The 24,136-nt window shown below is 43.1% G+C and carries 31 protein-coding genes; 5 read left to right on the forward strand and 26 right to left on the reverse strand.

Annotation, left to right across the window (positions count from 1 at the left end; all coding sequences use genetic code 11):
• Positions 1-12: 12 nt before the first annotated feature.
• Genes JI666_RS08080 through flgB form a run of 10 tightly spaced genes read right to left on the reverse strand, consistent with a single transcriptional unit; the run spans position 13 to position 8,542 of the window.
• Positions 13-1,212: a flagellar hook-length control protein FliK gene (locus JI666_RS08080; protein ID WP_286170683.1), complete on the reverse strand. Its 1,200-nt coding sequence runs from the start codon at positions 1,210-1,212 to the stop codon at positions 13-15.
• Positions 1,213-1,234: 22 nt separating this feature from the next.
• Positions 1,235-2,083 (reverse strand): MotE family protein, encoded by an 849-nt coding sequence (locus JI666_RS08085; protein ID WP_206890590.1) that lies wholly within the window; start codon positions 2,081-2,083, stop codon positions 1,235-1,237.
• 47 nt (positions 2,084-2,130) lie between these two features.
• Positions 2,131-2,589: a flagellar export protein FliJ gene (fliJ, locus tag JI666_RS08090; protein ID WP_136946628.1), complete on the reverse strand. Its 459-nt coding sequence runs from the start codon at positions 2,587-2,589 to the stop codon at positions 2,131-2,133.
• Positions 2,586-3,905, reverse strand: coding sequence for a flagellar protein export ATPase FliI (gene fliI / locus JI666_RS08095; RefSeq protein ID WP_206890591.1), 1,320 nt, complete (start codon positions 3,903-3,905; stop codon positions 2,586-2,588). The genes fliJ and fliI overlap by 4 nt, the downstream gene beginning before the upstream one ends.
• Positions 3,895-4,692, reverse strand: a complete 798-nt coding sequence (locus tag JI666_RS08100) for a FliH/SctL family protein (protein WP_206890593.1) — start codon at positions 4,690-4,692, stop codon at positions 3,895-3,897. Before JI666_RS08100 ends, fliI begins: the two co-directional genes overlap by 11 nt.
• The gene (fliG, locus tag JI666_RS08105) at positions 4,685-5,698 is read right to left on the reverse strand and encodes a flagellar motor switch protein FliG (RefSeq protein WP_414635135.1); all 1,014 of its coding nucleotides are present in this window, start codon (positions 5,696-5,698) and stop codon (positions 4,685-4,687) included. Before fliG ends, JI666_RS08100 begins: the two co-directional genes overlap by 8 nt.
• A 10-nt stretch (positions 5,699-5,708) precedes the next feature.
• Positions 5,709-7,361, reverse strand: coding sequence for a flagellar basal-body MS-ring/collar protein FliF (gene fliF, locus JI666_RS08110; protein ID WP_206890594.1), 1,653 nt, complete (start codon positions 7,359-7,361; stop codon positions 5,709-5,711).
• A gap of 21 nt (positions 7,362-7,382) precedes the next feature.
• Entirely contained in the window at positions 7,383-7,679 is a 297-nt protein-coding gene (fliE, locus tag JI666_RS08115; protein ID WP_206890595.1) for a flagellar hook-basal body complex protein FliE, read from the reverse strand.
• Positions 7,680-7,697: 18 nt separating this feature from the next.
• On the reverse strand, positions 7,698-8,144 hold the full coding sequence (gene flgC / locus JI666_RS08120) for a flagellar basal body rod protein FlgC (protein ID WP_206890596.1): 447 nt from the start codon (positions 8,142-8,144) through the stop codon (positions 7,698-7,700).
• 5 nt (positions 8,145-8,149) lie between these two features.
• Entirely contained in the window at positions 8,150-8,542 is a 393-nt protein-coding gene (gene flgB / locus JI666_RS08125; protein ID WP_206890597.1) for a flagellar basal body rod protein FlgB, read from the reverse strand.
• Between the two features lie 241 nt (positions 8,543-8,783).
• Between flgB and JI666_RS08130 the strand changes: the two genes are divergently transcribed.
• Complete coding sequence (locus JI666_RS08130) at positions 8,784-9,602, forward strand: flagellar hook-basal body protein (RefSeq protein WP_206890601.1); 819 nt, start codon at positions 8,784-8,786, stop codon at positions 9,600-9,602.
• An 11-nt stretch (positions 9,603-9,613) separates the two neighbouring features.
• On the forward strand, positions 9,614-10,399 hold the full coding sequence (locus JI666_RS08135; RefSeq protein WP_206890603.1) for a flagellar hook-basal body protein: 786 nt from the start codon (positions 9,614-9,616) through the stop codon (positions 10,397-10,399).
• A 48-nt stretch (positions 10,400-10,447) separates the two neighbouring features.
• On the opposite strand, the gene flgL is transcribed toward JI666_RS08135, so the two are convergent.
• From flgL to fliW, 15 genes are all read right to left on the reverse strand, one after another.
• Positions 10,448-11,326: a flagellar hook-associated protein FlgL gene (flgL, locus tag JI666_RS08140; RefSeq protein ID WP_206890606.1), complete on the reverse strand. Its 879-nt coding sequence runs from the start codon at positions 11,324-11,326 to the stop codon at positions 10,448-10,450.
• Positions 11,327-11,340: 14 nt separating this feature from the next.
• Positions 11,341-12,666 (reverse strand): flagellar hook-associated protein FlgK, encoded by a 1,326-nt coding sequence (gene flgK, locus JI666_RS08145; RefSeq protein WP_206890607.1) that lies wholly within the window; start codon positions 12,664-12,666, stop codon positions 11,341-11,343.
• 31 nt (positions 12,667-12,697) lie between these two features.
• Positions 12,698-13,174, reverse strand: a complete 477-nt coding sequence (gene flgN / locus JI666_RS08150) for a flagellar protein FlgN (RefSeq protein ID WP_206890609.1) — start codon at positions 13,172-13,174, stop codon at positions 12,698-12,700.
• Positions 13,175-13,185: 11 nt separating this feature from the next.
• Positions 13,186-13,446: a flagellar biosynthesis anti-sigma factor FlgM gene (flgM, locus tag JI666_RS08155; protein ID WP_206890612.1), complete on the reverse strand. Its 261-nt coding sequence runs from the start codon at positions 13,444-13,446 to the stop codon at positions 13,186-13,188.
• Between the two features lie 111 nt (positions 13,447-13,557).
• Positions 13,558-13,989 (reverse strand): flagellar basal body-associated FliL family protein, encoded by a 432-nt coding sequence (locus JI666_RS08160; RefSeq protein ID WP_206890615.1) that lies wholly within the window; start codon positions 13,987-13,989, stop codon positions 13,558-13,560.
• An 18-nt stretch (positions 13,990-14,007) separates the two neighbouring features.
• Positions 14,008-14,802, reverse strand: coding sequence for a flagellar motor protein MotB (gene motB / locus JI666_RS08165; RefSeq protein WP_206890991.1), 795 nt, complete (start codon positions 14,800-14,802; stop codon positions 14,008-14,010).
• Positions 14,792-15,604 carry a flagellar motor stator protein MotA gene (motA, locus tag JI666_RS08170; RefSeq protein ID WP_206890616.1) on the reverse strand — a complete coding sequence of 271 codons (813 nt, stop codon included), beginning with the start codon at positions 15,602-15,604 and terminating at the stop codon, positions 14,792-14,794. Before motA ends, motB begins: the two co-directional genes overlap by 11 nt.
• Before the next feature lie 24 nt (positions 15,605-15,628).
• On the reverse strand, positions 15,629-16,000 hold the full coding sequence (gene fliS, locus JI666_RS08175) for a flagellar export chaperone FliS (RefSeq protein WP_206890618.1): 372 nt from the start codon (positions 15,998-16,000) through the stop codon (positions 15,629-15,631).
• 12 nt (positions 16,001-16,012) lie between these two features.
• On the reverse strand, positions 16,013-16,390 hold the full coding sequence (gene fliT / locus JI666_RS08180) for a flagellar protein FliT (protein ID WP_206890620.1): 378 nt from the start codon (positions 16,388-16,390) through the stop codon (positions 16,013-16,015).
• A 2-nt stretch (positions 16,391-16,392) separates the two neighbouring features.
• Entirely contained in the window at positions 16,393-17,871 is a 1,479-nt protein-coding gene (fliD, locus tag JI666_RS08185; RefSeq protein ID WP_206890630.1) for a flagellar filament capping protein FliD, read from the reverse strand.
• An 89-nt stretch (positions 17,872-17,960) separates the two neighbouring features.
• Entirely contained in the window at positions 17,961-18,323 is a 363-nt protein-coding gene (gene flaG / locus JI666_RS08190; protein ID WP_206890632.1) for a flagellar protein FlaG, read from the reverse strand.
• A gap of 35 nt (positions 18,324-18,358) precedes the next feature.
• Positions 18,359-18,535, reverse strand: a complete 177-nt coding sequence (locus JI666_RS08195) for a YjfB family protein (protein WP_206890633.1) — start codon at positions 18,533-18,535, stop codon at positions 18,359-18,361.
• Between the two features lie 290 nt (positions 18,536-18,825).
• Positions 18,826-19,980, reverse strand: a complete 1,155-nt coding sequence (locus JI666_RS08200) for a flagellin N-terminal helical domain-containing protein (RefSeq protein ID WP_206890635.1) — start codon at positions 19,978-19,980, stop codon at positions 18,826-18,828.
• Positions 19,981-20,182: 202 nt separating this feature from the next.
• Positions 20,183-20,416 carry a carbon storage regulator CsrA gene (gene csrA / locus JI666_RS08205; RefSeq protein WP_206890636.1) on the reverse strand — a complete coding sequence of 78 codons (234 nt, stop codon included), beginning with the start codon at positions 20,414-20,416 and terminating at the stop codon, positions 20,183-20,185.
• Positions 20,417-20,866, reverse strand: coding sequence for a flagellar assembly protein FliW (gene fliW / locus JI666_RS08210; RefSeq protein WP_206890637.1), 450 nt, complete (start codon positions 20,864-20,866; stop codon positions 20,417-20,419).
• Between the two features lie 504 nt (positions 20,867-21,370).
• Here fliW and pxpB point away from each other — a divergent pair.
• The 3 genes from pxpB to JI666_RS08225 are packed head-to-tail and all read left to right on the forward strand — an operon-like array spanning position 21,371 to position 23,774.
• On the forward strand, positions 21,371-22,093 hold the full coding sequence (pxpB, locus tag JI666_RS08215) for a 5-oxoprolinase subunit PxpB (RefSeq protein WP_206890639.1): 723 nt from the start codon (positions 21,371-21,373) through the stop codon (positions 22,091-22,093).
• Entirely contained in the window at positions 22,090-22,857 is a 768-nt protein-coding gene (locus tag JI666_RS08220) for a LamB/YcsF family protein (RefSeq protein ID WP_206890640.1), read from the forward strand. The genes pxpB and JI666_RS08220 overlap by 4 nt, the downstream gene beginning before the upstream one ends.
• A complete protein-coding gene (locus JI666_RS08225; protein ID WP_206890641.1) occupies positions 22,854-23,774 on the forward strand; it encodes a 5-oxoprolinase subunit C family protein in 921 nt (306 codons plus the stop codon). Before JI666_RS08220 ends, JI666_RS08225 begins: the two co-directional genes overlap by 4 nt.
• Here the strand turns inward: JI666_RS08225 and JI666_RS08230 are convergent.
• Complete coding sequence (locus JI666_RS08230; RefSeq protein WP_136946600.1) at positions 23,771-24,049, reverse strand: hypothetical protein; 279 nt, start codon at positions 24,047-24,049, stop codon at positions 23,771-23,773. The two genes, JI666_RS08225 and JI666_RS08230, sit on opposite strands and share 4 nt — an antisense overlap.
• Between the last annotated feature and the right edge of the window lie 87 nt (positions 24,050-24,136).

The raw sequence follows: 24,136 nt of genomic DNA on the forward strand, positions 1-24,136 counted from the left end.
GGTTTATCCCTCCTATACAGCGTAATTAATTCCGCCATCAACACGCTCTTCTGTTTCCTGTGTGATCAGTGGATTCTCGTCTACTTCATAATTGCCATTACGTTCTGATCCTCGCTTACCCTGTTCAAACTGCTGACCCTGCTGTGAGCGGCCATCCTGCAACATGGAGCTTTGTGAAGGGGAAGAAGGTTGTTGAATCACCTCTACCTTATCGAGCTGAACACCCTGCTGAATGAGCGTTTGGCGTAGCTGATGGAGCTGAGACTCAATCATTTCTTTAGCCGCTGATGTTGCTGTTGCAATAAAAGCAGTCACTTTCCCATCCAATGTGGTTAATCGAATATCCAACTGTCCTAAATTCTCAGGAGAAAGTTTGATGCGAATGTGGGATTCATCACCATTTTTCATAACCTGCATTCGCTCCGTAATCATGTCACTTAAACTCGTATTTAATTGACGTACTGGTATAGGTGTATTTGTTTCCTTAACAAGCGACTGTGATGGCGCCTCGCTCGTTTTCATGTGAGGGAGGCTCTCAGGTTGTTCGTCAACTTGAGTTTTTGCTGATTCAAGATTTTCCGCAGCATCCATCTCAGTACTTTCAGCAGGCTGCTTTACTTCAGTGGTCTCTTCTGTCTTCTGAATAAGAGAAGTAAGTGAATCTTTCATTCTCGTTACCCCATCCACATCAAGTCTTTTTAACGTAGCTAAAAGATCGCTTTGTTCCTTTTTTGTTAACGTCTCATTGTTCTCTACGATTACTTTAGCAATCACTGCTTTTACTTCTTCAGTCGATACGGTCTTAGTCTCGACAAGCTTCACTAACAGTTCAGCTTCCGGATCGACCTTCAACAATTCACTTTTGATGAAGCCTGGAAGTTTAATCTCGCTAGTCTTCCCTTTATCAGCACTCCCTTGCGAAAGAAAAGCGCTGAGCTCGTCACTCGCTTCATTCGTATTCTGTGATGAAGGCTGTGGTTCACTAGATTGTTCAGTCGTCATGTTTACAAGAGCCATTAATGGAATGAAAGGTAATGTGGGTTCTTCTTTCATCTGCTTCTCCGACAACTCTGATTCTTTTGTAGACTGATCTGGCTGTTTTGTTTCAATAGCCTGCTTAACATTGGTTAATAACTGCGAAAATCCAGTTGCTTCACCATCGGCTTTTGCCTTTACAGATTGAGCGGGTGTCGCTCCAAGTGCCTGGATCATTGTTTTCACGTTTTCACCTCCCTCAATCAGCTAGTTCCGCAACATACATAGAAGAGACCGATTCCTCCATTTCCGCAAGGAGGGCAGTTCGTTTCGCTTTATCGATTTTTGCTAGAATGGAGGCACCTGTCGATTTGTCCTCATCGGTTGCCAGTTTCTCCAGAATGTCTGCCGCTTCGTCGTCAGGCATTTCTGATAAATTTTTCGCTACGTCTGCAATGGATAGAGAGCTATCTTTCCGATCAATTGCATTCATGAGAAGCTTCACCCGCTCTTGTAGAGCTGATAATTCTGGATCATCTGCTTTATCAAGATCTCGTAAGGCAATGGTAAGGTCTGCAGCTATCGTAGAATTCATTTTACCGAGTACTGCCGCCTGCTCCGTACTTCCCATGTTATCGAGTAACAACGCTGCTTCATTGAGTGTTAGCTTTTCTAGAATGGAGGCAGACTTTGAAGCAGACATTCCTTCATAGGTCTTTGCTAGTTCCTGAAGCTTCTTCTGACGCTCTTCCTTGTCCGCTAACTCTTGCTTCATGTCTTCTGTTAAGGACTCAAGCTCTGCCTGCTTTTGTTCAATTTCAATCTCTTGTTCATCAAGCTGTTTCTTCATACTCGTGATTTCACTATCTTTATTAGCAAGTTCTTGCTGAAGTTCTGCAAGTTCATTCTCTTTGTCATCCGATGCTTCTGCAGATATCGCATCACCTACATAAGCGATTGGTTTCTCGCTAATTGACGTGGCCATTCCAATAAGGTCATATCCTAGAAAAGGTAAGACCACTGCAAGTACCGTTGCCATAAAAGCAAGGGGGAGGAGAAAGCCGTGTATGATTCGTTCTTTCCATGAACTCTTCTGTTTTTTTCGCATCCGTCTCACGCCCTTAGCTCTCGTTGTTTAACAGTTTCATAGTTAGACTATCCGTTTCTCGCAAGCATGTAAGCACGTACTGTATTTAAATCATCCAGCTCGTTTTGCTCAAGTATTTGAAGATCGCGGTGAAATTCTTCTTTCCGTGTTTCTTTAATGGATTGCCACGTTTTCTCTTCTTTTACTTTAGCTGCTAAGGCGTCTTGCTGGCTGCTTAACTGAATGTTGATCAGTTTCAGTTGGTTCTTTTGTTCCTGAATCTGTCTCTCTAAGTAAGCAATGTGCTCTTCTCCTCTTAAAAGCTCTGTTATCGAAAGCCCGTCCAGCTGTCGTTGCTCAAGCCGTCCACGCATCGAGTAGATTTCCTGTTCGAGAGAAGAGATCGCACGTTCCAAGTCCACTTGTACCTTAAGCACCTCGGCCATCTCAAGCTGAGCCTGTGCCTTCTCGTTTTCTTTTACATCAAGAATTCGTTGAAATGGGAATTGAAAAGCGGCGATGGTTATTCATCCTTTCCAAATCGTGTTAATAGCCACTCCTGACTATCTTCAAAAGATGCCTCATCATCGATGCCCTGCTTAATGTACTTCTCAATTTCTGGATGACTGGAGATTGCTTTGTCGATGTTGCTGTTCGTACCAGCTTTATATGCACCAATATTAATCAAATCTTCGGATGAGACATATACAGCCAGAAGACGTTTGAATTCTTCCGCTGCTTTCATATGCTTAGATGTCACTATTTCCTTCATAACACGGCTAACGCTTTGTGATACGTTGATGGCGGGATACTGTCCTTTTTGTGCGAGCTTACGATCGAGAACAATATGTCCGTCAAGAATACCTCTTACTGCGTCCGCAATCGGTTCATTCATATCGTCACCATCAACTAAGACGGTGTAAAACGCTGTAATCGAACCTGTTTCAGACGTTCCTGATCGTTCTAACAATTTTGGCAAAAGTGCGAAAACACTCGGTGTATAGCCCTTGCTTGTAGGTGGTTCTCCGATGGCTAATCCGACTTCCCGCTGCGCCATCGCAAACCGTGTGACCGAGTCCATCATGAGCATGACGCTCTTTCCTTGATCTCGGAAAAATTCAGCTATGGCCGTTGCTGTTAGAGCCCCTTTGATGCGCTGCAACGGTGGTTGGTCGGATGTTGCTACAACGACCACGGATTTCTTTAATCCTTCTTCGCCAAGATCACGCTCAATGAAATCTCTCACTTCTCGTCCTCGTTCACCGATCAGCGCAATGACGTTTACATCTGCTTCTGAGTTACGCGCTGCCATGCCCATTAACGTACTTTTACCAACGCCACTTCCAGCAAAAATACCTATCCGCTGACCTTGACCGACTGTGAGAAGGCCATCAATAGCTCTGACACCAAGCTGAAATGGAGTCGTAATTCGAGGTCTTGTCATTGGATTTGGTGGTTTTCGATTTGTTGAGACAGCTTTCAATCCCCCGGGCAATTCCGAATAATCAAGTGGCCTGCCCCTGCCATCCAAAATCGTCCCTAAGAGAGAATAGCCCACTTTCACTTCAAGAGGTTGACCCGTCGCAACAACAAGACAGCCAGGACCAATCTCCGATAAATCATGCATCGGCATAAGTAAGACCCGGTTCTCACGAAACCCTACTACCTCTGCTTCAATTGGCGTCCGTGATGGTCCAGGATACAGATAGCATAGCTCACCGATTTTCACCTCTGGACCGAGTGATTCAATCGTCAATCCAATGACCTGTGTGACTTTCCCATATTTCTGGACGGTTTCCATAGATTCAAGTAGCGAGAGATAAGGGTCGACTTTAATGCTCATCTGTTTTTCTCTCCTCAAACATCGAAAGCAGTTGTTTCTTAATTTCAGAAAGCTGACTATTTATCGAGATATCATAGGAGCCACTCGGTGTATGTACAAGTCCTGACCCTATTTCCAAATCACTCATTGGTATAAGTTTAAGGCTTGCATTCACATCAAGCTGTTTCTCAAGTTCATCGACCATCGGCATCATATGCTGATAGTCTTCAGCCGACACTTGAAAAACAACCTCTCCGCGATCCTGAATTTTCTTAAGCGTATCCTTCACCATCTCAAGCATCGTTTCGGGATTCTGTTCCATTTCTTTCAGCATAATCTTCTTTGCGATCGCTGTACTTAGTGAAAGAAGAAACGGTTCAGCGCTTTGAATCAATTCTTCCTTTTTGTCATAAGCACCCTTTACCATCGCTTCCATCTCTTGCTTTTGATTGCTTAGTTCAAAATGAACCTGCTGCATCCCCGCTTCATAACCAGAGGCATACCCCTGCTCCTCCGCTTCGCGGTACGTTTGTTTCGTGATTTCCTGCCATTCAAGCTCTTTTTGCTTTTGCTTTTGCTCAAGGTTCTGATGAACGTTCGCTTCTTCTTCGCTAAGCTTCGTTCGAATGGTGTGGTACATGTCTTCGAGTCGAATCATCATTTCAAGAAGCTGCGACTTTTTCTCGTCAATCGTTGTTGTACGAGTCGGCAGAATTCGCTGTTTTTTCGTTTCGGCAACTGTTCTTTGCTCCAAAACTTTTGGAACAGCTCTTTTAGCTCCAGATGTATTCCGAATGATGTTAGACAATCAGATCATCTCCCCCGCCACGTGCAATCATCACGTCACCTGTTTCTTCAAGATAACGGATAACGGAGACGATGCGCGACTGCGCTTCTTCCACTTCTCTGAGACGAAGAGGGCCCATCAATTCGATTTCCTCTTTTACTGTATCTACACGTCGGTTAGACATATTGCGGTAAATTGTATTCTTCACTTCTTCGCTTGCTACTTTTAGTGAAATAGACAGATCTTCGTCCTTCACTTCGCTGATTACAAGACGAATGGAGCGATCATCAAGCGTAACGATATCTTCAAATACAAACATGCGCTTCTTGATTTCTTCTGCTAGATTTGGATCATCTTTCTCAAGCGTACTAAGAATTGTTCTTTCGGTGCTCCGATCAACACCACTTAGCACTTGAACGATCGCTTCGACTCCACCAGTAAAGGTGTAATCCTGAGCACCCGTTGCGTTCAACTTGCTTTCAATAATGTTCTCGAGCTGACTGATCACTTCTGGTGAAGTGCTATCCATTAAGGCAATTCGCCTCGCTACATCTGCCTGACTTTCTTGCGGCAATGAGGATAATATTTTAGAAGATTGCTTGGCATCTAGATAAGAGAGAACAAGGGCAATCGTTTGAGGATGCTCTTGCTGCAAGACATTCAGAATCTGATCTGGATCTGCTTTCCTCGCAAACGAAAATGGCTTCACTTTCAGATTTGCTTTAAGACGGTTAATGATTTCCTCCGCTTTCTTCGGACCAAGCGCTTTCTCAAGAATCTGGCGGGCGTATTCAATTCCCCCAACAGCGATATAGTCTTTTGCCTTCACCATTTGAATGAATTCATCCACAACGGCTTCGCGCTCTTCAGGCTCTACTCGTCGAAGCTCAGAAATACCAAGCGCAAGCTGATCAATTTCCTTTTCGCTTAAATGCTTGAAAGTCTGCACTGACAGATCTGGTCCAAGAGAAGTAAGAAGGATCGCAGCTTTTTGTGTACCTGATAATTCTTCTACATTAGACACAATCCAACTCCTCCTATTCTTCGTTCATCCATAGTCGTAGTAGTTTCACAAATTCTTCTGGATCATTTTTTGCTAGACTCTCAATTTCTTCTTTCCCAATTAGCAACTCAGGCGTCATATCCACTTCACGTTCTTCCCGCGGTAAGTAGTGGTCTTCAGGTGTTGCAGTAGGAGAGGGTGCGCTGTAGGATTGCTCGAACTCCATAAAGTCGTCTTCCTCTTCTTTTCTTCCACGTCTACGGAACAGCATCATCATACCGCCGATAAGGAGTATTCCAACACCGCCACCAACTGCATACATCACCCATGCTGGCACTGAGTCGGTCATCGTTTGGAAGAATCCAGCTTGAGGTTCGACATAACCTGGACGTCCCTTAAATTCATTTGCGAATACAGAAATTCGCTCTTCTAATGCTGGGTCATCAAGTGGCACATCACTTCCACCTAATGACGTACGGACAACATTCTTGAGCACAGTGCGAATATCTTCTATAGATGCTGCTGTTAAGGTTGTGGCATCGTCAGCCACAGGTGGCTCTACACCAACATTAATCGTAATGTCATCGATTACATACGGACTTTCTTCGATCTCTTTATGAATCCGATTCACTTCACGATTGATACGGTCTTCTACTTTCTCGTAAGAACCGTCGCCCTGTGCATTCGGATCATCTGCGTTATAGTTAGGAATTTCGCCTTCATCTGTTCCTGTTCCGCTTTCAGCGGCATTCGGATCTCCTGAATACGATTCTCTTATCTTTTCAACGCTGATATCGATTCCTTCTCCCGTCTCTTCATCTACGGGTTCAACTAAATCTTCCGTTCGTTTCTCTTTTGTGAAATCAACACTAGAAACGACAGACACAACAACTTTATCCTGACCTAGAATCATTCCAAGCATTTGCTGCAGTTCCTGTTGCAGGTCTTTTTCTATGTCTTTACGAATATCCTGCTGCTGTTGATAAGCAGACAGCGTTGTGTCAACTTGATTCTCGCCATAGTCAAACGCTGTTCCATTCTGATCCATTATGACAATGTTTTCGACTGGTAGATTGGGTACACTTTTACTAATGAGATGATAGAGTCCCGTTATTTGTCCCTGATCAAGCTGAGCCCCAGCATCTCTTGTTACGACAACAGAAGCCGACGCAACGTCGCCTTCTTCATCTAACCAGACACTTTCAGCCGGGAGAGTAATCATCACTTTCGATTCATTAATGCCAGCGATTTGCTCAATTAAATAGCTGAGTTCATTTTGCATCGCATCCCGTTCAACAACATCAAACTGGCGATCCGTCATCCCCATCCCCATGTTCTCACTGAAAATGCTGTAATTAACATTACCGCTTTTTGGAATTCCTTCAGCTGCAAGACTTACTTTCAAATCAGATGCCTGATCTTTCGGTACACTAATGGTTGTCCCATCGGATGACACTTCTACAGGGATGCCCTTCTGTTCAATTGCACCCTTAATTTCACCAGCTTCAGTTGGTGTCAAATTCGAATATATTGGTGTTAAATTTGGTTTAGACATCCAGAAAACAAGGAATAGAAGCAAAAGAAGGGTAAAGAGAAATGTGCCTCCAATGAGCCACTTCGTTTTCTTTGAATAGCTTCCCCAGGTTTCTACCCAGCGACTTTTGAAATTAAGTAGTTGTTGGTTCATCTATTATTCATCCCTGACATACTACATTTGCATACGCATGATTTCTTGATATGACTCAATCACTTTATTCCTTACTTCTACAGTTAAGTTAAGGGACAGTGAGGCTTTTTGAGCTGCAAGCATCACTTCGTGAACATCCTGAACTTCACCGGTGACGAGTTTATTCGTCATTTGTTCAGACTGTACTTGATTCGTATTCACCTGTTTAATCGCATCTTGTAGCATCTGACCAAAATCAGACGTCGCTTCACCTGAAGAAACAGTTGGTTTTTGTTGCTGCAGAGCTGGTAGTTGCTGCAGTGCACTAATCGAGTTCATATTACCCTCCTAAGCTCATCACTTTCCTAATTCTAACGCTTTCATATACATACTTTTTGTCGCGTTAAGTGCCGTAACGTTTGCTTCATAGGAGCGAGAAGCTGACATCATATCAACCATTTCCTTCACCATATCCACGTTCGGCATTTCAACATACCCATCTTCATTCGCATCAGGGTGTGTTGGATTATAGACAAGTTTAGTTGGAGCTTGATCTTCTTTAATCGTCGCTACTTTCACGCCTAAAGAAGCTGCATTACCCTTCCCCATAGCAGACTGTAACTGTCTTTCAAATGAATGCTTTTGAAGCTCCACGACTTTTCTTTTGTAAGGCTGCCATTCCCCGTCCACTAATTCAGAACGAGTTGTTTCTGCATTGGCAATATTAGATGATACAACATCCATTCTAAGGCGATTTGCCGTTAGCGCTGAAGCACTTGTATTGAATCCATTAAATAAATTCATTTCAATTAGCTCCCTCTAATAGCCGTTTGCAAGTCACGGAACTGGCTGTTTGTTTTCTCAATCATTGCGTTATACAATAGCTGGTTTTTGGCGAGTTCTGCCATTTCAACATCCATGTCAACGTTATTTCCATTCGAATTGTTCAATGTATTGTGATCTGTTCTCACAACCGGTTTCGTTGCATTCGTCTCGTTACTAAAAGGTACATGTTTGGGGTTTGATTTGTAGCTTTGGAAGTTCTTATTCATCGCTTCCTGCAGGTTATCTTGAAATGAAACGGTTTGACGTTTGTAATTAGGGGTGTCGACATTCGATATGTTAGACGTGATGGTACGCTGTTGCACCATCGAAGCGTTCAGCGCTTGTTCAAGCGGTTTAATCGAATTAAAAACGTTCACGAAGCTTTTCACACTCCTCGTAAAAATATGTAACCATTTCAAATAAATGGTTTTATGGGTAAATACATACTCTTTCGACAATATTTTCGTTATTGCTAGCATAGCATTGTCAAAAATAATAGTAAATGAGAGTTTTAACCTAATAAACTACTTTTTTCACTTATTTTTTCCAATATTCAACGTTATAATGGGAGTAATAAACTAAAAGTACGTTCCATAGTACTACGTTAGGAGCGAGTCAATGTTTAAAGGTTTGTATACCGCTACTTCCGGCATGATGGCAAGTGAACGAAAGCAACAATACCTCACAAACAACCTATCCAACGCAGAAACGCCAGGCTTTAAGCAAGATGTCGCAACATTGCGTTCATTTCCTGAATACTTATTGAAAGAGCGTAATACAAACGCATCTCAGGCAAACTCATCGGTCGGCACGCTACAAACTGGTGTGTATACACAGGAAGGTATTCCGAGCTTTACGAGTGGCTCTTTAAAGGAAACAGGGAAGTTAACGGATCTTGCACTTGTTGATGAAGGACTCCCAATTGATGAGGAAACGGGTAAAAAAGGACTGCTTTTATTCGGGGTTCAGCTTGACGATAACTCGATTCGCTACACGAGAAATGGAAATTTTTCAGTTGATGAGGCTGGGTATCTTACAACTAGTGAAGGTTATCGTGTTGTAAACGAACAACTACAACCGATCCAACTCACGAGTGAATCTTTCACAATAGAAGATGGAACAATTACTGAAGAGAATGGAAATGAACAGAACTTGTGGGTTGGTTATACAGGCAACCCTGAACAGTTAACACAGCAAGGAAACGGTGTATTCGCATGGTCGGGGGATGAAAATGCAGCGCCGCAGAGTGTACAAGCAACCGAATTCAACCAATACGCTGTTAAGCAAGGATTCCTAGAAGGATCGAATGTGGACATGACGACAACGATGACGGATATGCTTAATACGTATCGCTTATATGAAGCCAATCAGAAAGTTCTTCAAACGTATGATCAAAGCATCGATAAAGCGGTTAATGACATTGGTCGAGTTTACTAGGAGGGATACGAGTGAATATCCAGATGGCAACAGCGTCCTCTTCACTAAGTCAGACACAAAAGAAAATGGATACAATCGCAAATAATATTGCGAATGTGAACACGGCAGGTTACAAAAGTCGAGAAGCAACTTTTCAAAACCTATTAACTCGTGAGTATGAGAACCAAACCGGTGAAGCAAATGAACCAGGCAGGCAAACACCCGAGAACTTAAGGGTTGGGTTTGGCTCAAAGGTTGGGTTAACAACACTTCGTTTCGAACAAGGCTCTGCACAGGAAACTGGTCAAGAGCTTGATGTGATGCTTGAAGGAGATAACGTTTATTTTCGTGTACAAAACGGTGATGAGGTTCACTACACGAGAGACGGATCGTTCGAATTTCAAAATGAAAACGGTGCAATGACCCTCGTTACGAGTAGTGGAAGTCCAGTTCTAGATGTGAACGGTAATGAAATCACCTTTGCAAATAATCCTGGAAAACTGACGATTTCTAATGAAGGGGGAATTCAGGCTGAGAACGGTCAAACGTTCCAACTAAGCGTGGCAAAAATTAACCGTCCTCAATCTCTCGTTAATGAAGGCGGTAATGAATTCTCTCTAAATGCGGCAGATGGAAATGCAGTGGTTGTGCCAAGCGAAGAGTTTAAAACGAGGCAAGGGTTTCTTGAGATGTCGAACGTCGATCTTACAAAAGAAACGACTGATATGATTTCAACGCAGCGTTTGCTTCAATTTCAGAGTCAGGCTATCAAAATGGCAGATGAGATGATGGGGCTAGCGAATACCATTAAACGATAAAATCATAGAAATGCACAAAACACCTCGCCGCCGGCGAGGTGTTCTTTGTTATCTTAGAAAATCTAATAGTGAGGGCTGGATGATTTTTGCGCTTGATGCAAGTGTCGCCTGATAGACGTTCTCTTCTGATTTCAATTTCATGATCGCTTCTGCGAGATCAATATCTTCATTCTTTGAAAGAAACGATTGAACTGAAATGTTTTCATCTTTCAAGCGCTGGTTCATGCTTTCGACTCTCGATTGACGGGCACCCATGCCAGTCCAGCTCGTAAGGACTTGATCTGAACCTTTTTCAATTTCACCGAGCGCCGCGTTCATTTCTTCTGTGTTACCGTTCGTTAAGGCTTGTGAAAAGGAATCGAGCGCTTTAAACAAATTCACATTTCCATCAAAAACTTCATCCGCACTTACGTTTATTTTCACTTCACTAAACGGTGAAATCCGTTGCTTCATTGTTCCGTTATCAAATGTAAGATCACCGTTTGCTTCAATGACGATCGGCTGATCTGTTTTCTGGCCATTGAAGATGTATTTACCATCAAGTTTCGTGTTGGCTAGACCTTCAAGCTCTTGGCGAAGCTGCTTAAATTCTTTCGCCATCGTTTCTAATTCGTCCTGTGAATTTGTTCCGCTTGAAGCTTGAACACCAAGCTCGTTCGCTCGTTGAAACACATTTGATACGCTAGATAATGTTTTTTCCGTCATATCCATCCAAGACATCGCGTAATTTGTATTGCGCTCAAATTGTTCATTTCTTGCTAGCTGCGATGACAGCTTCAACGATTTCTCCGTTCCCATCGGATCATCTGATGGTTTGTTAATTCGTTTCCCTGTGGACACCTGTTGGTTTGCATTTTCCAGGTTGGAGAGATTTCGGTTCATTTGAGTTGTCATATTACTTGTTAGCATTTGCTGCGTAATTCTCATTCCCCTACTCCTCCCTATACACCCATACGGTTAATAATCACATCGAGGATTTCATCCGTTGTACTTATGTAGCGCGCTGCTGCATTGTACGCATGTTGAAATTGAACAAGATTTGCCATCTCTTCATCTAGCGAAACGCCGCTAACCGACATGCGGTTGTTATCAATTGATTGGAGAACAGACTCATGATTCGACACCGTCCGTTCCGAAGACTGAGCACTTGAAGCAAGACGTGTGACAAGCGTGCTGTAGTAGTCATTCACATTCGTTGTAATGGAATCGTCCGAACCAGCTAACTTAAAAGTGAACGTTTTATTTCTCAAATCGCTGATGGCTGAAGCAATATCACCATTGCTAATTGCGTCATTTTTTGACGAAGCTCCAATCGTTGAAGGATTCGCTTTCACTGCTTGGTTGATGGTCGTTCCTTCAAGAAATGGTTCATTTCCATCTGAAGTGAAAAGCGGCTTGCCCTCCTGCATCGTTCCATCGGCATTTCTGATAAGAGAATAGCCAGACTCCATCAGGTCGTTCAATCCCGTTACTTTCCCTTCTGTTGTAGTTGCTTCCTTGCCGGAAATTAACGTTTTGAACATTTCGTTAAGATCATTTTTCATATTCTCCGTTAATTGAATAGAATCTTGAATTCCTTTCAGCTTCCCGCCCACTACTTCACCATCTGCAGTACTAACGAGTCCAGATAACTGATCCTTTAGTAGATCGCGACGATCCATTAAATCGTTCGCATTTCCATTTTTGGAAATCTGCTTATTTAAACTTTCAATCTGCGCTGAAATAGAGCCGATTTGATTTTGAACGGCCACTTCTTGCTTTTCTAGGCTATCTTTTAGACTAGTAAGTCCTTTGTTGAAAGATTTCGCCTGATCTAAGAGCTCTTCTGCTCGCCCTACAACAACTGATCTTGCGGCGGTGCTATCAGGATTTGACGCAAGGTCTTCCCAAGCTGACCAGAAGCGATCCAAGGAGGCGCTGATACCATTTTCACCTGGTTCGCCAGATAATGATTCGATCTGCTGCATTGTTTCAAGCTTCATAGACTCTGAACCTAACATTGAATTGCGTTCGCGGTATTGACCGTCTAGATATTCTGAACGAATTCGTTCAATCGATTGGACACTTACACCAGTTCCAAGCTGTGAGGATGTACTTCCCGTTTGGTAAGGGTACGTGATCGGAGAAGTTGCCTGCATGTTCACGCGTTGCCTCGAGTACCCAGGCGTGTTGGCATTTGCAATATTGTGCCCTGCTGTTGTGAGTGCTGCCTGCTGGGTGTATAGACTTCTCTTTCCGACCTCTAATCCATGAAATGTAGATGTCATTTCGTCACGTCCCTTTCCTTACCTGACTGCATCAGGCCTTCGTATCAAAATATCCTCTTGTTGCACCTGTAGACGGCTTTTGATTGGGCCTGCCGTAAGTGATCGATTGTTCCCGAGGAGTTGTTAGATGACCAATCATATGATGGATAAATGCCATCGCATCCTTTAACAACTCTTCATTTTGTTCATTAAGTGCTTTAAGCGTTTCAGCTTGCTTCTTTAACTCAGTCGCACGGCTTTCGACCATCCGTCTTACTGGAGGACTGAGTAACCCGAGCACTCCTTTTAACGTTTGTTCTTTATCGCCAGAAAGCTCACCGGTCAGCTCCTGACGCATTTCTTCCTTAGCACGTAGCTCCTGCAGAAGATCCTTCTCGTTTTTCATTACTTCCGTTAGACTTTCCATATCTCGTTCAACGAGAGCTGTATGCTTCTGCTCTGACACCTTAATCAATTTCTCGTGCAGGCGAATCATGTCACTCATAACGGTCAATAACTGTTGTCCCATCGTGCCGCCTCCTAGAACCACTTATCAAACAGCTTCTCGGCTGTTTTCTCACTATCGACACGATACGTACCTTCTTCAATTTGCTTCTTAATAGCAGTCACTTTGGCTTCGCGTTCCTGTTCTGTTTTCATGTCGTATAGTTCTCTCGCTTTGCTAGAGATTTGGAGCTCATCTTCACGAGGAGCTTTTTTGGCCTGCTCTACTTTCGTAACAGGGTTATGCTTCTGGTAAGGGTTTACAATTGGCGGTGCTGACGGTTTGTTGACGTTCATAGCCGGTCACCTCTCTCCGATAAATTATAAATCTACTCCTATTCTATTATTCGTACCCGAATTTGAGCATTCTACCGTTATTATCGGAATTTTTTTGAAAAAGTTAACCGTTTACTGGATTTTAAAGTCTGTAATCAATACTCGTTCGACTTGACCATCGTGTAAAACCTTGTTTGCTTCTGCTTGAATGGTATCAGCAAACTTCGAAAGGCCTTCTGATCCTTTCAAATCGTCACGGGATAAGCCAGCAAGTGTTGAGATTACGATTGCTTTTAGCTCTGGTGTACGAACTTCAAGCTCTTTATAGCTCTTCTCACTATCTGCAAGTAAATTCAACTGAACGACAGCATAATGTTCAGACGATAAATTTGTCGTAAGCGACTCCATGCTATAGCTTCTTGCAGCTAGTTCTTCTGCCGTCGGTTCTTTCTCTTCCTGTGCAATCACTTCTTTTAAATTGATATCGAGAAAGAATACAGCCGCCACCCCGCAAGCTCCAACAATCCCAATTGCAGCCAGAAGGATAATCAAAATTTGCTTCATTGTTTCCACCTCATCATCTTAATTCTCAACGTTGTACGGGAGGATCAGCACTTCTACTCGACGGTTCTTCGCTCTGCCTGCATCGGTCTTATTCGTGTCAACCGGTCGATATTCACCATAACCCGTAAAGCTAAACAGCTGAGGCTTTAAGTTCTTATTCTCCAAAAGTTCTGTCATGAAATTCAGCGCGCGCTCTGAGCTTAAATGCCAGTTTGATTGGTATTGGGACGTCTTAATCGGACGATTGTCTGTATGACCCGTTACCGTAATCCGACGCGGTGGATCTGTAACAAGAAGCGAGGAAATTTCTTTCGCAAGTTCCTTCGCGTCACCTGTTAAATTCGCTTTCCCACTCCTGAACAGCGCCGCTTCTTTAATGGTAATCAGAAGACCCTCTTCCGTTAATTTCGTCTGTAGGAAAGCATCTAGATCCTGCTCTGAAATATACGAATCAATCCGTTCTTTCAGCTTCTCAAGCTTATTTAGATCTTCCGCTAGCTCTTCTTCGGACTCTTCCTCTTCAACGTCCTTCTCTTCTTCTTCCTTCTCCTCTTCAGGATCGTCAGCTAGTCCAACAAATGATCCGTCTTGAGGCTGCATGGTAGATGGCTCGCTTTCAAGTATTCCTGTTCCGCCATTCAATACTTCTTCAAACGATTTCGTAATCGCTTCGTACTTTTTCACATCAACGGTACTTGCCGCAAACAATACGATGAACAGTGCAAGAAGAAGCGTAAGCATATCCGCATAAGGAATGAGCCAGCTTTCATCAACGTGCTCTTCATGCTCCTCGTGCCTCTTCTTACGCATCAGCCCCTACCCCTTCGCCAACCGTCTGATTCGAGTCTACTTCATCAAGATTACGCTCTTTACTTGGCAGATAGACGAGTAGCTTGTCTTCAACCATTCTTGGCGATGCACCAGACTGCACAGCAAGAAGACCTTCAAGCATAATCATCTTAATGCGCGCTTCAGCACTTGATTTCCGCTTCAGCTTATTCGCAAAAGGATGCCAGAGAACGTATCCAGTGAAAATCCCAAATAGCGTTGCAATAAAAGCCGCCGCGATTGATTTACCTAGCAACTCCATATCACCAAGGTGACTAAGTGCTGCAACTAGACCAACAACTGCTCCAAGTACACCAAGCGTTGGCGCATACGTACCAGCTTGTGTAAAAATTCCTGCACCTGCCTTGTGACGATCTTTCATTGCTTCAATATCTTCTACAAGAATTTCCTCGATAACTTCATGAGAATGACCATCAATCACCATTTGAAACCCACCTTTTAGAAACGGATCATCAATCTTCTCTAGGCTGTTCTCTAGCGAAAGTAATCCTTCCCGACGAGCAACAGTTGCCCATTCACGAAACAGTGGAATCAATTCTTTCTCAGTGAGAAGGGTTTGATTAGTGAAAAGAATTTTCAGCAGAACTGGAAATTTCTTGATTTCATTAAACGGAAATGCAATTAATAGCGCCGCTGCTGTTCCTACGAAAATAATAACGAGTGCAGCGGGATTTAATAATGCTGCCGGATTTGCTCCTTTAAGAATTAATCCACCAATGAGGACGAAGAAGCCAAGCAGTACGCCAAGCAGAGATGTTTTTTCCATTGCATTCACCCTCTTTGTGTCCCTTTATTTCATCTGTTCCATTGCTGTTTTCCACGTATTGCGGAATTCCTCAGCTAATTCTTCTACTTCTTTCAGCTTGCTCGGATCATTGGTGATATTCGCTGAAACTAACTGTGAAATCATGTATTCATAAAGTGAGTCCATCGACTCTGAAAGTTCGATTTCCATATTTAGAGAGCCACGAAGCTCCTGAAGAATGTTCTGTGCTTTAATGATGTTCGTGTTCTTCGCTTCGATGTTCTTCTTCTCCATGGCCATTGCAGAAAGACGGATAAATTTAATGCATCCGTTATAAAGCATTAAGGTTAATTCCTGCGGTGAAGAGGTTGTGACTGCATTCTGCTGATACGTTTGATAAGGATTTTTCATTGCCATCTTACGTGCCTCCTATTTTCGCTGATCGAAAAATGCGCCGTCTGTGTACGATTGTCCCTTATACTTCCCTGCAACTGCTTTCCCTTGTTGTAGGCGTCTCATCTGATCAGAAAAGGCTGCATATAGCTCAGAAAGCTTAGGTTGAATCGTCTCCTCAAGCCCACTCAACTGCTCAAGCAAATGCTGCTCATCTGTTGACCAGTCGTTTCCTTCTTCTCTCAACGCCTCATCTAGAAGCTTAATCGTCTCTTCACGACGACTAATAATGTGATTAATCCCATCAAGGTCACTTTGCTCATTGTCATCCATTGAAGGCTTTAACCCTTCAAGCGACATTGCGATCTGATTTGTAATAACGTGCATCTGATGCAGTGCATCGATTCTTTTCATCTTTACATCCCACCAAGTAAGTTTTGTTGTACCCATAAGCTTTGTTGATTCATTCTGTCCATTGCCGTCTCAAGTGCGCCAAACTGTTTCCAGTAGCGGTTTTCCACCGTTTCCAGCTTGCCTTCCCACGTTCTCATTTGTTCATCTAAATTCTTTAATCGGGTTGAGAGAAAACTACTATCAATAAGTGACCCCGGCGTACCTGCTTTTTTGCCAAGCTGATCAATGCCTTTGTTCACGCTATCGTATAGTCGGTCACCAATCCCGTTACTACCACTTGTAAAAAGATTCATCACTTCATCAGGCTTCTCTTCAAGAGCGCTTTTTAGCTTCGCTTCATCAATGAAAAGCTTTCCGCCATCTTGATAATTCCCTGTATTAATGCCAATTTGCGAAAGCATTGAGAGTTCCCCTGCCGGAATGCCTTCTACAGGAGACATCCACGCATTTCGCAAACTGCTCGCAATTCCTCGAACTGTCGAATCACTTTGCAATAAACCGCTTCTCGCCTTTTCCTCCCAGAGCTCAATTTCCTTCTCGGTTAAATCTTCTCTCTGAGCATCCGTTAACGGTGGAAAGTCGCGATTTCGTTTCTCAGTAAGCAACCCCTGCGTTTTCTCAACAAACGCATTGTATTTCTCTACAAACGTTTTCACCATGGCAAAAGGGGCTTGTGTGTCACTCTGGACAGATACGGTAGACGTTCCTTTTTGAACAAGATCGATCTTCAAATTATTAATTGTAGTAGCATTCGTTTTCAAATTATCAACGACGATACCATCAAAAGAGACCGAACCATACGCACCCGTTGCAGTGGCTTTATTTGTTCCGCCTAACAATCTCTTTGCGACTCCGTTATCGCTAAAAGATGATAGCGTAAACGATTCGTCTCCACCCATGGCTTTCGTTGAGATGAAAAAGCGCGATGTGGTATTGTCGAAGTTCGCTCTCATTCCAAGCGTCTCTCCCGTCGCATCATCTGTTGCGCCGGCGATTTTCTCTGCTAGACTTTTGAATGTATCGGAAGCCGTTATCGTTATGGTTGCCTTCTGTCCTTTTGCATTTGTGAGCTCAAAGGTTGTGTCTTTATCTTTTGCAAAAAGGACTTTATCTGTTGCTTTCGAATTTGTGCCTGCTTCATTCTGAATCGCTGCTCCAGAAACGTACTTCGCACTTTGAGCAAGCTCGTTCACTGTAACCGAGTACGAACCAGGCACAGAAGAAGACGTTGACGTAGCCTTAACTGCGCTAGCATTGGAAGAAACCGCTTTGTAGGCGTTATATCCGGACTGCAGGCGCATAGAAGATGCTGCAGTCCGCATCTCAGACATCATGGTGTTTAGCTCTCGATACGATTCCTTCTGCCATTCAACTACTTGCTTCTGTTGAGACAATTTATCGAGCGGAATTCGCTCCGCTTTCATGAGATCTTTTACCATCTGATCAATATCCATTCCCGTCGCTAACCCGGAAATTCTCATGAACATCTCCTCCGTTCATTCCTCTTATACATTCTATCGGCAGGGTGGGGAAAGAGTTTAAGGTGTAAAAAGACCTAAAAAAAGAACTCTCAGGATGAGAGTTCAAGAAAATCATATTTTCCATCCACCATAAACCCAAGCAGCTCAGCCGTTGCCGCATATCGATCAAGAAATTTCTTCGAAGGAATCTCTTTCACCACTTCTTCTGTAGTTGTGTCAATGATTTGAACATAGAACTCATTTAGTTTGTCGTGTAGCTGAAACTTGATGCTTGTGTTGGTTGGCTGGATGAAGTCGTTCAGCTCGTTTACTTTATTGACGACCGCTTCTTTGGAGAATTCTTCTTCCTGTAGCTCACTTTGCTCGAGAGGTTCTTGCTTGATCTGATTATCCGCTTGCAGCGCTTTTGGTACACTACCAGAAGCCATTTGTGGCACGTTTGAAATTTCCATTGTTTTCGCTCCCTGTCAACGGAGTACAATGGGTTCTATCCTTTGATGTTCACATGACTCCCAAGATGAGGCTGAACCGATTGCTCCAACATTTTTACAAATTGATTTGAGTTTTCCTGTGCTTGATTCATTGCTGTTTTCGTTAGTGTAACATTCACCTGTTGATGAATCTTCGCCTGATTTAACACCATTGAAAGTGCTGCAATATCCAAAACACATCTCACTCCTTTATAGAAAAGCTCTAATGGTGTGGTTAATTTCCGCTCCAGGATGCTCGCTTTCCGCGGGGCGGGCGCTGAGCCTCCTCGGCGCGCAAGAACATCGCGCCTGCGGGGTCTCACCTGTCCCGCTAGTCCCGCAGGAGTCGAGCATCCTTCCGCTCCAATCAGCTAAGTGTGGTTCTCTACTGCAAAACCTTTTCAAAGCAAGAATTCTAGAAAAGAGTTAATTATAAAGAAAGACCTTAGAAGAAGATCTAAGGTCTTTCAAGGTATTAAGTAGATTAACGAAGAAGTTGAAGCACTTGTTGTGGAGCCTGGTTAGCTTGTGCTAGCATAGCCTGAGCTGCCTGAGCTTTAATGTTTTCCTTCGTCATGTTCATCATTTCTTTCGCCATGTCTACGTCACGGATACGAGATTCTGAAGCTGAAATGTTTTCTGAAGAAGTGTTCAAGTTGTTAATTGTATGTTCTAAACGGTTTTGGAATGCTCCTAGGTTTGATCGTTCAACAGAAACTTGCGAAATGGCTTCATCAATAGCTCCAAGTTGTTGATCAAACGGACTTGTTGCAAACTGAGTTACATCAATGTCTGAAACCTTAATTGTGTCACTTCCTAATTGATCTGCTTTCATGTTATTTACAGAAATTGATAACTTTTGGTTCTGGTTAGCGCCCGTCTGAATGTCAATGCCACTTTTGTCTACATTAAATTGACCTCCAGCACCAGAGAGATCACTTAGGTCTACGCCTGCTTTGTCATCATCCCGTAGTTGAAACTTAACTCCTAATTTGTCAAAGTCTAATACGTCTCCATTATTCATAGTAGTAACATCAGTTACAGAAATTGTTTGAGATAAGCTGCCATCGGCGCTAGTTAGTGTAAATTCATTAACTGAGACTCCATCAGTAGATGATAATTGGTAACCATCAGCTATAGATGCTCCAGTAACATCTAATATCTTCAAAGCATCATCTGAACCATTTACGCTAGCACCTTCATTCGAAGTAGTAGCGCCGAGGGTACCATCTAAAAGGTTTTTTCCATTAAATTGTGTTTTTTCACCTATACTAGTCATTTCCTTGCTTAACTGAGAGATCTCTTGCTGTATTTTTTCTAAGTCTTCAGATTGGTTGGTACCATTCCCTGCTTGGACTGTTAGTTCACGCATACGTTGAAGAATGTCGTGAGTTTCACTTAAAGCCCCTTCAGCTGTCTGAATTAGTGAAATACCATCCTGAGCATTTCGGCTTGCTTGGTCTAATCCACGAATCTGCCCACGCATTTTCTCAGAAATTGATAAACCAGCTGCATCATCAGCTGCTTTATTGATACGAAGTCCAGATGACAACTTCTCCATTGAACTACTCGCTGCATTTTGGTTTACATTCATCTGACGGTACGTATTCATCGCTCCAATATTATGATTAATAATCATTCTTAATCTACCTCCGTGTAATGTTTTATCAAGAAAGTCCACATCCGTTTGGACTTCCTAACACTCCTATTATCGGCAGGTGATTTTAAACGTTTAATAGTTTATTTGGAAAATTAGTAAGAAATTTAAATTAATTAAAAAGAACTCTATCATTTCCTGATAGCGGTTCAATTCTAAGAAAATTATTTAAATGTGTTAATCACTACGAACTCGTCTTCTTCCGAAACTCCTTCAAATCTTCCATACTAAACTCCTGCATCGCCGCAAGTTTATTCTCTGACTGAATCGCTTCATAGACCTCTTTACGGTGAATCGCAATATTTTTAGGCGCTTCAACACCGATCTTTACCGTGTCGCCATCAATGCTAATAATCTTAAGCTCAATTTCATCGTTTATGACGATTGATTCGCCTTTTTTCCGTCCAAGTACTAGCATTTACTCACCCTCCTGCGCCGTCACTTGCTTCAGCAAAGGTTCTTTAATGCCGTATTCCTGTTTCAGGACCATCTGCTTTCCGGTTCTAGCAACTGTATTAAAAATAAGCGGTGCTTTTAAGTTCATCGTTGCTTCTTGTAATGAGCCTTGAACAGTTAGAATCGATAGCACGAGCGCATGCTCGGGATCGTTGAGTTCAAGCTGATTCAATGTGCCGTCGTCCAAGTTGACTTCGTAATTTGGATAGAAGGAAAAAGGGTCTGCGAGGAAGAAGCAAAGTCCTCTCTCTTCTGTTGATTGTAAAAAGTAAAAAGGAGACTCATCTTTGTCGTCGGCGGGTAATAGAAAGTATGTTTTAAAGTGCTCGAGGCCGGGGATGCCGTTTGCGAACGTCATGAGACGTTCTTCATGAACATCTATTTCTCCAAAGCGTGCAGTATCTATTTTCATAACGATCTCCTTTGTTGATCACATTCTAACTTCATTATAAGGGTTTTAGCTTGATTTTCCATGAATAATTTGTTGTAATTTTGAAATTTCGGTAAAATGAAGGAAGTGATCTAGTCGATTTAGAAGGCTGTTTTGTTAGACATTATTGCTGTAAACGGGAGACAACTATTAAGTGAGGTTTTTAAGAGGTTTTAAAAACAAGAATCTTTTAGTAAAGCTCTTTTCTAAAAGATTGTTGCTTTTCAAAGGTTTTTCTATAGAGAACCTCATATCGAGTTGATTGGAGCGGAAGGTGCTCGACTCCTGCGGGATTAGCGGGACAGGTGAGACCCCGCAGGCGCGATGTTCTTGCGCGCCGAGGAGGCTCAGCGCCCGCCCCGCGGAAAGCGAGCATCCTGAAGCGGAAATCAACCACTACTTTTATAGCAACAATTCGCAAAAAGCCATAAAAAAACACATGCCAGTATTAACGTACTCTCTTATTAGTAGAAAGGAGCGTTATTCATGTCAATTACCTTTCACCCGCTTGGAGAAGCTGCCGTTAAGGTATCGTTTCATCAAGCCGTTTCTCAATCCTTGAACAAAACAATTAAAGCATTCTGTACGAATCTCTCATTAAAAGATCCAGGAATAATCGAATGGGTTCCTGCTTATGACTCTGTCACCGTTTATTATGATCCTTGGATTTATACGTATCAACGGCTTACAGAATTACTTAAGAAAAAAGCTCTTGAAATCGATCATCAGCCTGGCAACTCCAAAACCATCGTTACCATTCCAACTCTTTATGGCGGAGAGTACGGCCCTGATCTTGATAAACTCTCCAAATCCAAGAAGATGAATACTGATGACGTTATTTCACTACATACAAACGGAGACTATCTCGTTAATATGATTGGTTTTCTACCTGGCTTTCCTTATCTTAGCGGTCTTGACGAAAAAATCGCCATGCCACGTCTTGATGAACCAAGGCAAACAGTACCTGCGGGATCAGTTGGCATCGCAGGCAGTCAGACAGGCATCTACCCACTCGAATCACCTGGTGGTTGGAACCTGATTGGGCGTACGCCGCTTCGCCTTTACGATCCTGAAAGAGATAACCCTTTTCTTCTTGAGCAAGGTGATTATTTACGGTTTAAATCGATTACGGAAGAAGAATTCAAACAAATAAAACGAGAAATTGACGAAGGTTCTTACAAGCTTGAACGTAAGGAGGAAACGAAATGACGTTTCATATTGATCTAAACAGTGATCTTGGCGAAAGCTTTGGAACGTATGTGATCGGGCAGGATGAGTCTGTTCTTGAGCTTGTTTCATCGGCTAATGTAGCGTGTGGTTTTCACGCAGGGGACCCTCACATTATGAATAAAACGGTGAAATGGGCGAAGGAGCATCACGTTGGGATTGGTGCGCATCCTGGATTTCCTGATTTAATGGGATTTGGGCGCAGGAATCTTAACGTGACACCTGAAGAGGCGTATACGCTTGTTCTTTATCAAATCGGAGCACTGCACGGGTTTTGCAGTGCTCATGATGTGCGTCTTCAACATGTTAAGCCTCACGGAGCGCTTTACAATATGGCTTCGAAAGACCCTGAGCTTGCGAATGCAATTGCTCAGGCAGTGAAGGATTTTGATCCAGAGTTGATTCTGTTTGGACTTGCGAATTCTGAACTGATTCGCGCTGCACAGGACGCTGCACTTCCTTACGCATCAGAAGTATTTGCAGACCGTACGTATCAGCCAGATGGTACACTAACGCCTCGGGTTGAAAAGAATGCGATGATTCGTGATGAACATACGGCGATCGATCAGGTGATTACGATGGTAAAGGAAGGCAAAGTGACGGCAGTTGATGGCTCGATCATTGATATTGAGGCAGATACGGTTTGCGTGCATGGAGACGAGCCATCTGCGCTTGCGTTTATTAAAGCACTTCGGAAAAGATTTGATGAAGAAAACATCGTCATGGAAAGGATCGGAAACTTGTGAACTTATTTATAGTTGAGAAACCAGGATTGTATACGACCTATCAGGATTTAGGACGAACGGGATATATGAAGTACGGAGTACCAACGTCCGGTGCACTTGACCGCTTTGCTCTTGAAGTTGGTAATATTCTTGTTGCGAACGCGCGAGGGGCGACAGGTCTTGAAGTCACAATGCAGGGACCAGAGCTTATTGCCCAGGAAACGTTCGTACTGGCGGTAACAGGTGGAGATCTATCACCGATGATTAACGGTAAGCGGATTCCGCTCTGGAAGTCTGTTCTGATTAAAAAAGGACAAGTGCTTGAATTCGGAAAGCCGAGACAGGGGGTTCGAGCATACATCACGGTTTCTGGAGGATTTGAAGCAGCAGAATATATGGGAAGCACATCTGTTTATGAACCTGCAGGACTAGGACGTAGACTTCAAGCACGCGATGAACTTTATGGTGATCCTAAGAAATCAAAAACAGGAACCGGGTTATATTACACCGAGATTCCTGAGTATGCTCGTCATGTTGAAGTTCGAGTTGTAAAAGGACCACATCATGAGCAAATATCGGAAAGCGTAGTGGAAAGTTTCTTCTCCTCTACCCATGAAGTATCTCCTCAATCGAACCGAATGGGGTATCGCCTTAGCTCAGATCTTGAAACCAATCATGATGGCGATGTCATTTCTGATGCTGTGCCAATTGGTGGAATCCAGCTCCCTGGAAACGGTCAGCCGATTATTCTTCTCGCCGATCGCCAAACGACGGGCGGTTATACAAGAATCGGAACGGTCATCGGTCCTGATTTGCCTTTAATCGCACAGCTTCCGCCCGGTGGAACGATTCGTTTTAATGAAGTTAGCGTTGAAGAAGCTCAAGAAGCCGCCATACAGCTCGAACGAAAGCTTCGAATTTGGAGTCGGATGACTTAACGAAGGTGCAGGTAGCTGTGAAGCTCATCCTTCACAAGCTCACCTTGATCCTGTTCGGTCATTTGCAGGCGATAGTGGTCTCCTTCAACCTCCGCTTGGAAGTTATAGAAGCCTTTATTATTAAGATAGTCGCTTAGATCTTCAATTTTTTCACAATGAGAGAACAAAATTTTATTGCCCACATAATCATCGTTAACATAAACGTTATAGGTATCATGTGCATTTTTTATGGAATCAGCTTCCGCTGGATAAAAAATCGGGAATTGTTCCGGCATTCTGTCTCCCTCCTTTCTTTAGGGATTACTATCAATTTGTCCTTCCCGAGCTTTTTGTATGTTGGAAAATCATTCTGCATACTGCTT

The organism is Bacillus sp. NTK071, assembly GCF_017303315.1.
In the GTDB taxonomy this organism is placed as follows: Bacteria; Bacillota; Bacilli; order Bacillales; family Guptibacillaceae; genus Guptibacillus.

Bases quoted from the DNA above. Each gene is read 5' to 3' on its own strand.
- fliF (WP_206890594.1), bottom strand. From the start codon at position 7,361: ATGAACCAACAACTACTTAATTTCAAAAGTCGCTGGGTAGAAACCTGG.
- flgM (WP_206890612.1), bottom strand. From the start codon at position 13,446: ATGAACGTCAACAAACCGTCAGCACCGCCAATTGTAAACCCTTACCAG.
- fliS (WP_206890618.1), bottom strand. From the start codon at position 16,000: ATGGCAATGAAAAATCCTTATCAAACGTATCAGCAGAATGCAGTCACA.
- fliI (WP_206890591.1), bottom strand. From the start codon at position 3,905: ATGAGCATTAAAGTCGACCCTTATCTCTCGCTACTTGAATCTATGGAA.
- csrA (WP_206890636.1), bottom strand. From the start codon at position 20,416: ATGCTAGTACTTGGACGGAAAAAAGGCGAATCAATCGTCATAAACGAT.
- flgC (WP_206890596.1), bottom strand. From the start codon at position 8,144: ATGAATTTATTTAATGGATTCAATACAAGTGCTTCAGCGCTAACGGCA.
- fliE (WP_206890595.1), bottom strand. From the start codon at position 7,679: ATGAACTCGATTAGTGCACTGCAGCAACTACCAGCTCTGCAGCAACAA.
- fliW (WP_206890637.1), bottom strand. From the start codon at position 20,866: ATGAAAATAGATACTGCACGCTTTGGAGAAATAGATGTTCATGAAGAA.
- fliD (WP_206890630.1), bottom strand. From the start codon at position 17,871: ATGAGAATTTCCGGGTTAGCGACGGGAATGGATATTGATCAGATGGTA.
- motA (WP_206890616.1), bottom strand. From the start codon at position 15,604: ATGGAAAAAACATCTCTGCTTGGCGTACTGCTTGGCTTCTTCGTCCTC.
- JI666_RS08220 (WP_206890640.1), top strand. From the start codon at position 22,090: ATGACGTTTCATATTGATCTAAACAGTGATCTTGGCGAAAGCTTTGGA.
- JI666_RS08200 (WP_206890635.1), bottom strand. From the start codon at position 19,980: ATGATTATTAATCATAATATTGGAGCGATGAATACGTACCGTCAGATG.
- flgK (WP_206890607.1), bottom strand. From the start codon at position 12,666: ATGACATCTACATTTCATGGATTAGAGGTCGGAAAGAGAAGTCTATAC.
- JI666_RS08130 (WP_206890601.1), top strand. From the start codon at position 8,784: ATGTTTAAAGGTTTGTATACCGCTACTTCCGGCATGATGGCAAGTGAA.
- JI666_RS08230 (WP_136946600.1), bottom strand. From the start codon at position 24,049: ATGCCGGAACAATTCCCGATTTTTTATCCAGCGGAAGCTGATTCCATA.
- flgL (WP_206890606.1), bottom strand. From the start codon at position 11,326: ATGAGAATTACGCAGCAAATGCTAACAAGTAATATGACAACTCAAATG.
- flaG (WP_206890632.1), bottom strand. From the start codon at position 18,323: ATGGAAATTTCAAACGTGCCACAAATGGCTTCTGGTAGTGTACCAAAA.
- JI666_RS08080 (WP_286170683.1), bottom strand. From the start codon at position 1,212: ATGATCCAGGCACTTGGAGCGACACCCGCTCAATCTGTAAAGGCAAAA.
- flgN (WP_206890609.1), bottom strand. From the start codon at position 13,174: ATGGGACAACAGTTATTGACCGTTATGAGTGACATGATTCGCCTGCAC.
- fliT (WP_206890620.1), bottom strand. From the start codon at position 16,390: ATGAAAAGAATCGATGCACTGCATCAGATGCACGTTATTACAAATCAG.
- JI666_RS08085 (WP_206890590.1), bottom strand. From the start codon at position 2,083: ATGCGAAAAAAACAGAAGAGTTCATGGAAAGAACGAATCATACACGGC.
- JI666_RS08160 (WP_206890615.1), bottom strand. From the start codon at position 13,989: ATGAAGCAAATTTTGATTATCCTTCTGGCTGCAATTGGGATTGTTGGA.
- pxpB (WP_206890639.1), top strand. From the start codon at position 21,371: ATGTCAATTACCTTTCACCCGCTTGGAGAAGCTGCCGTTAAGGTATCG.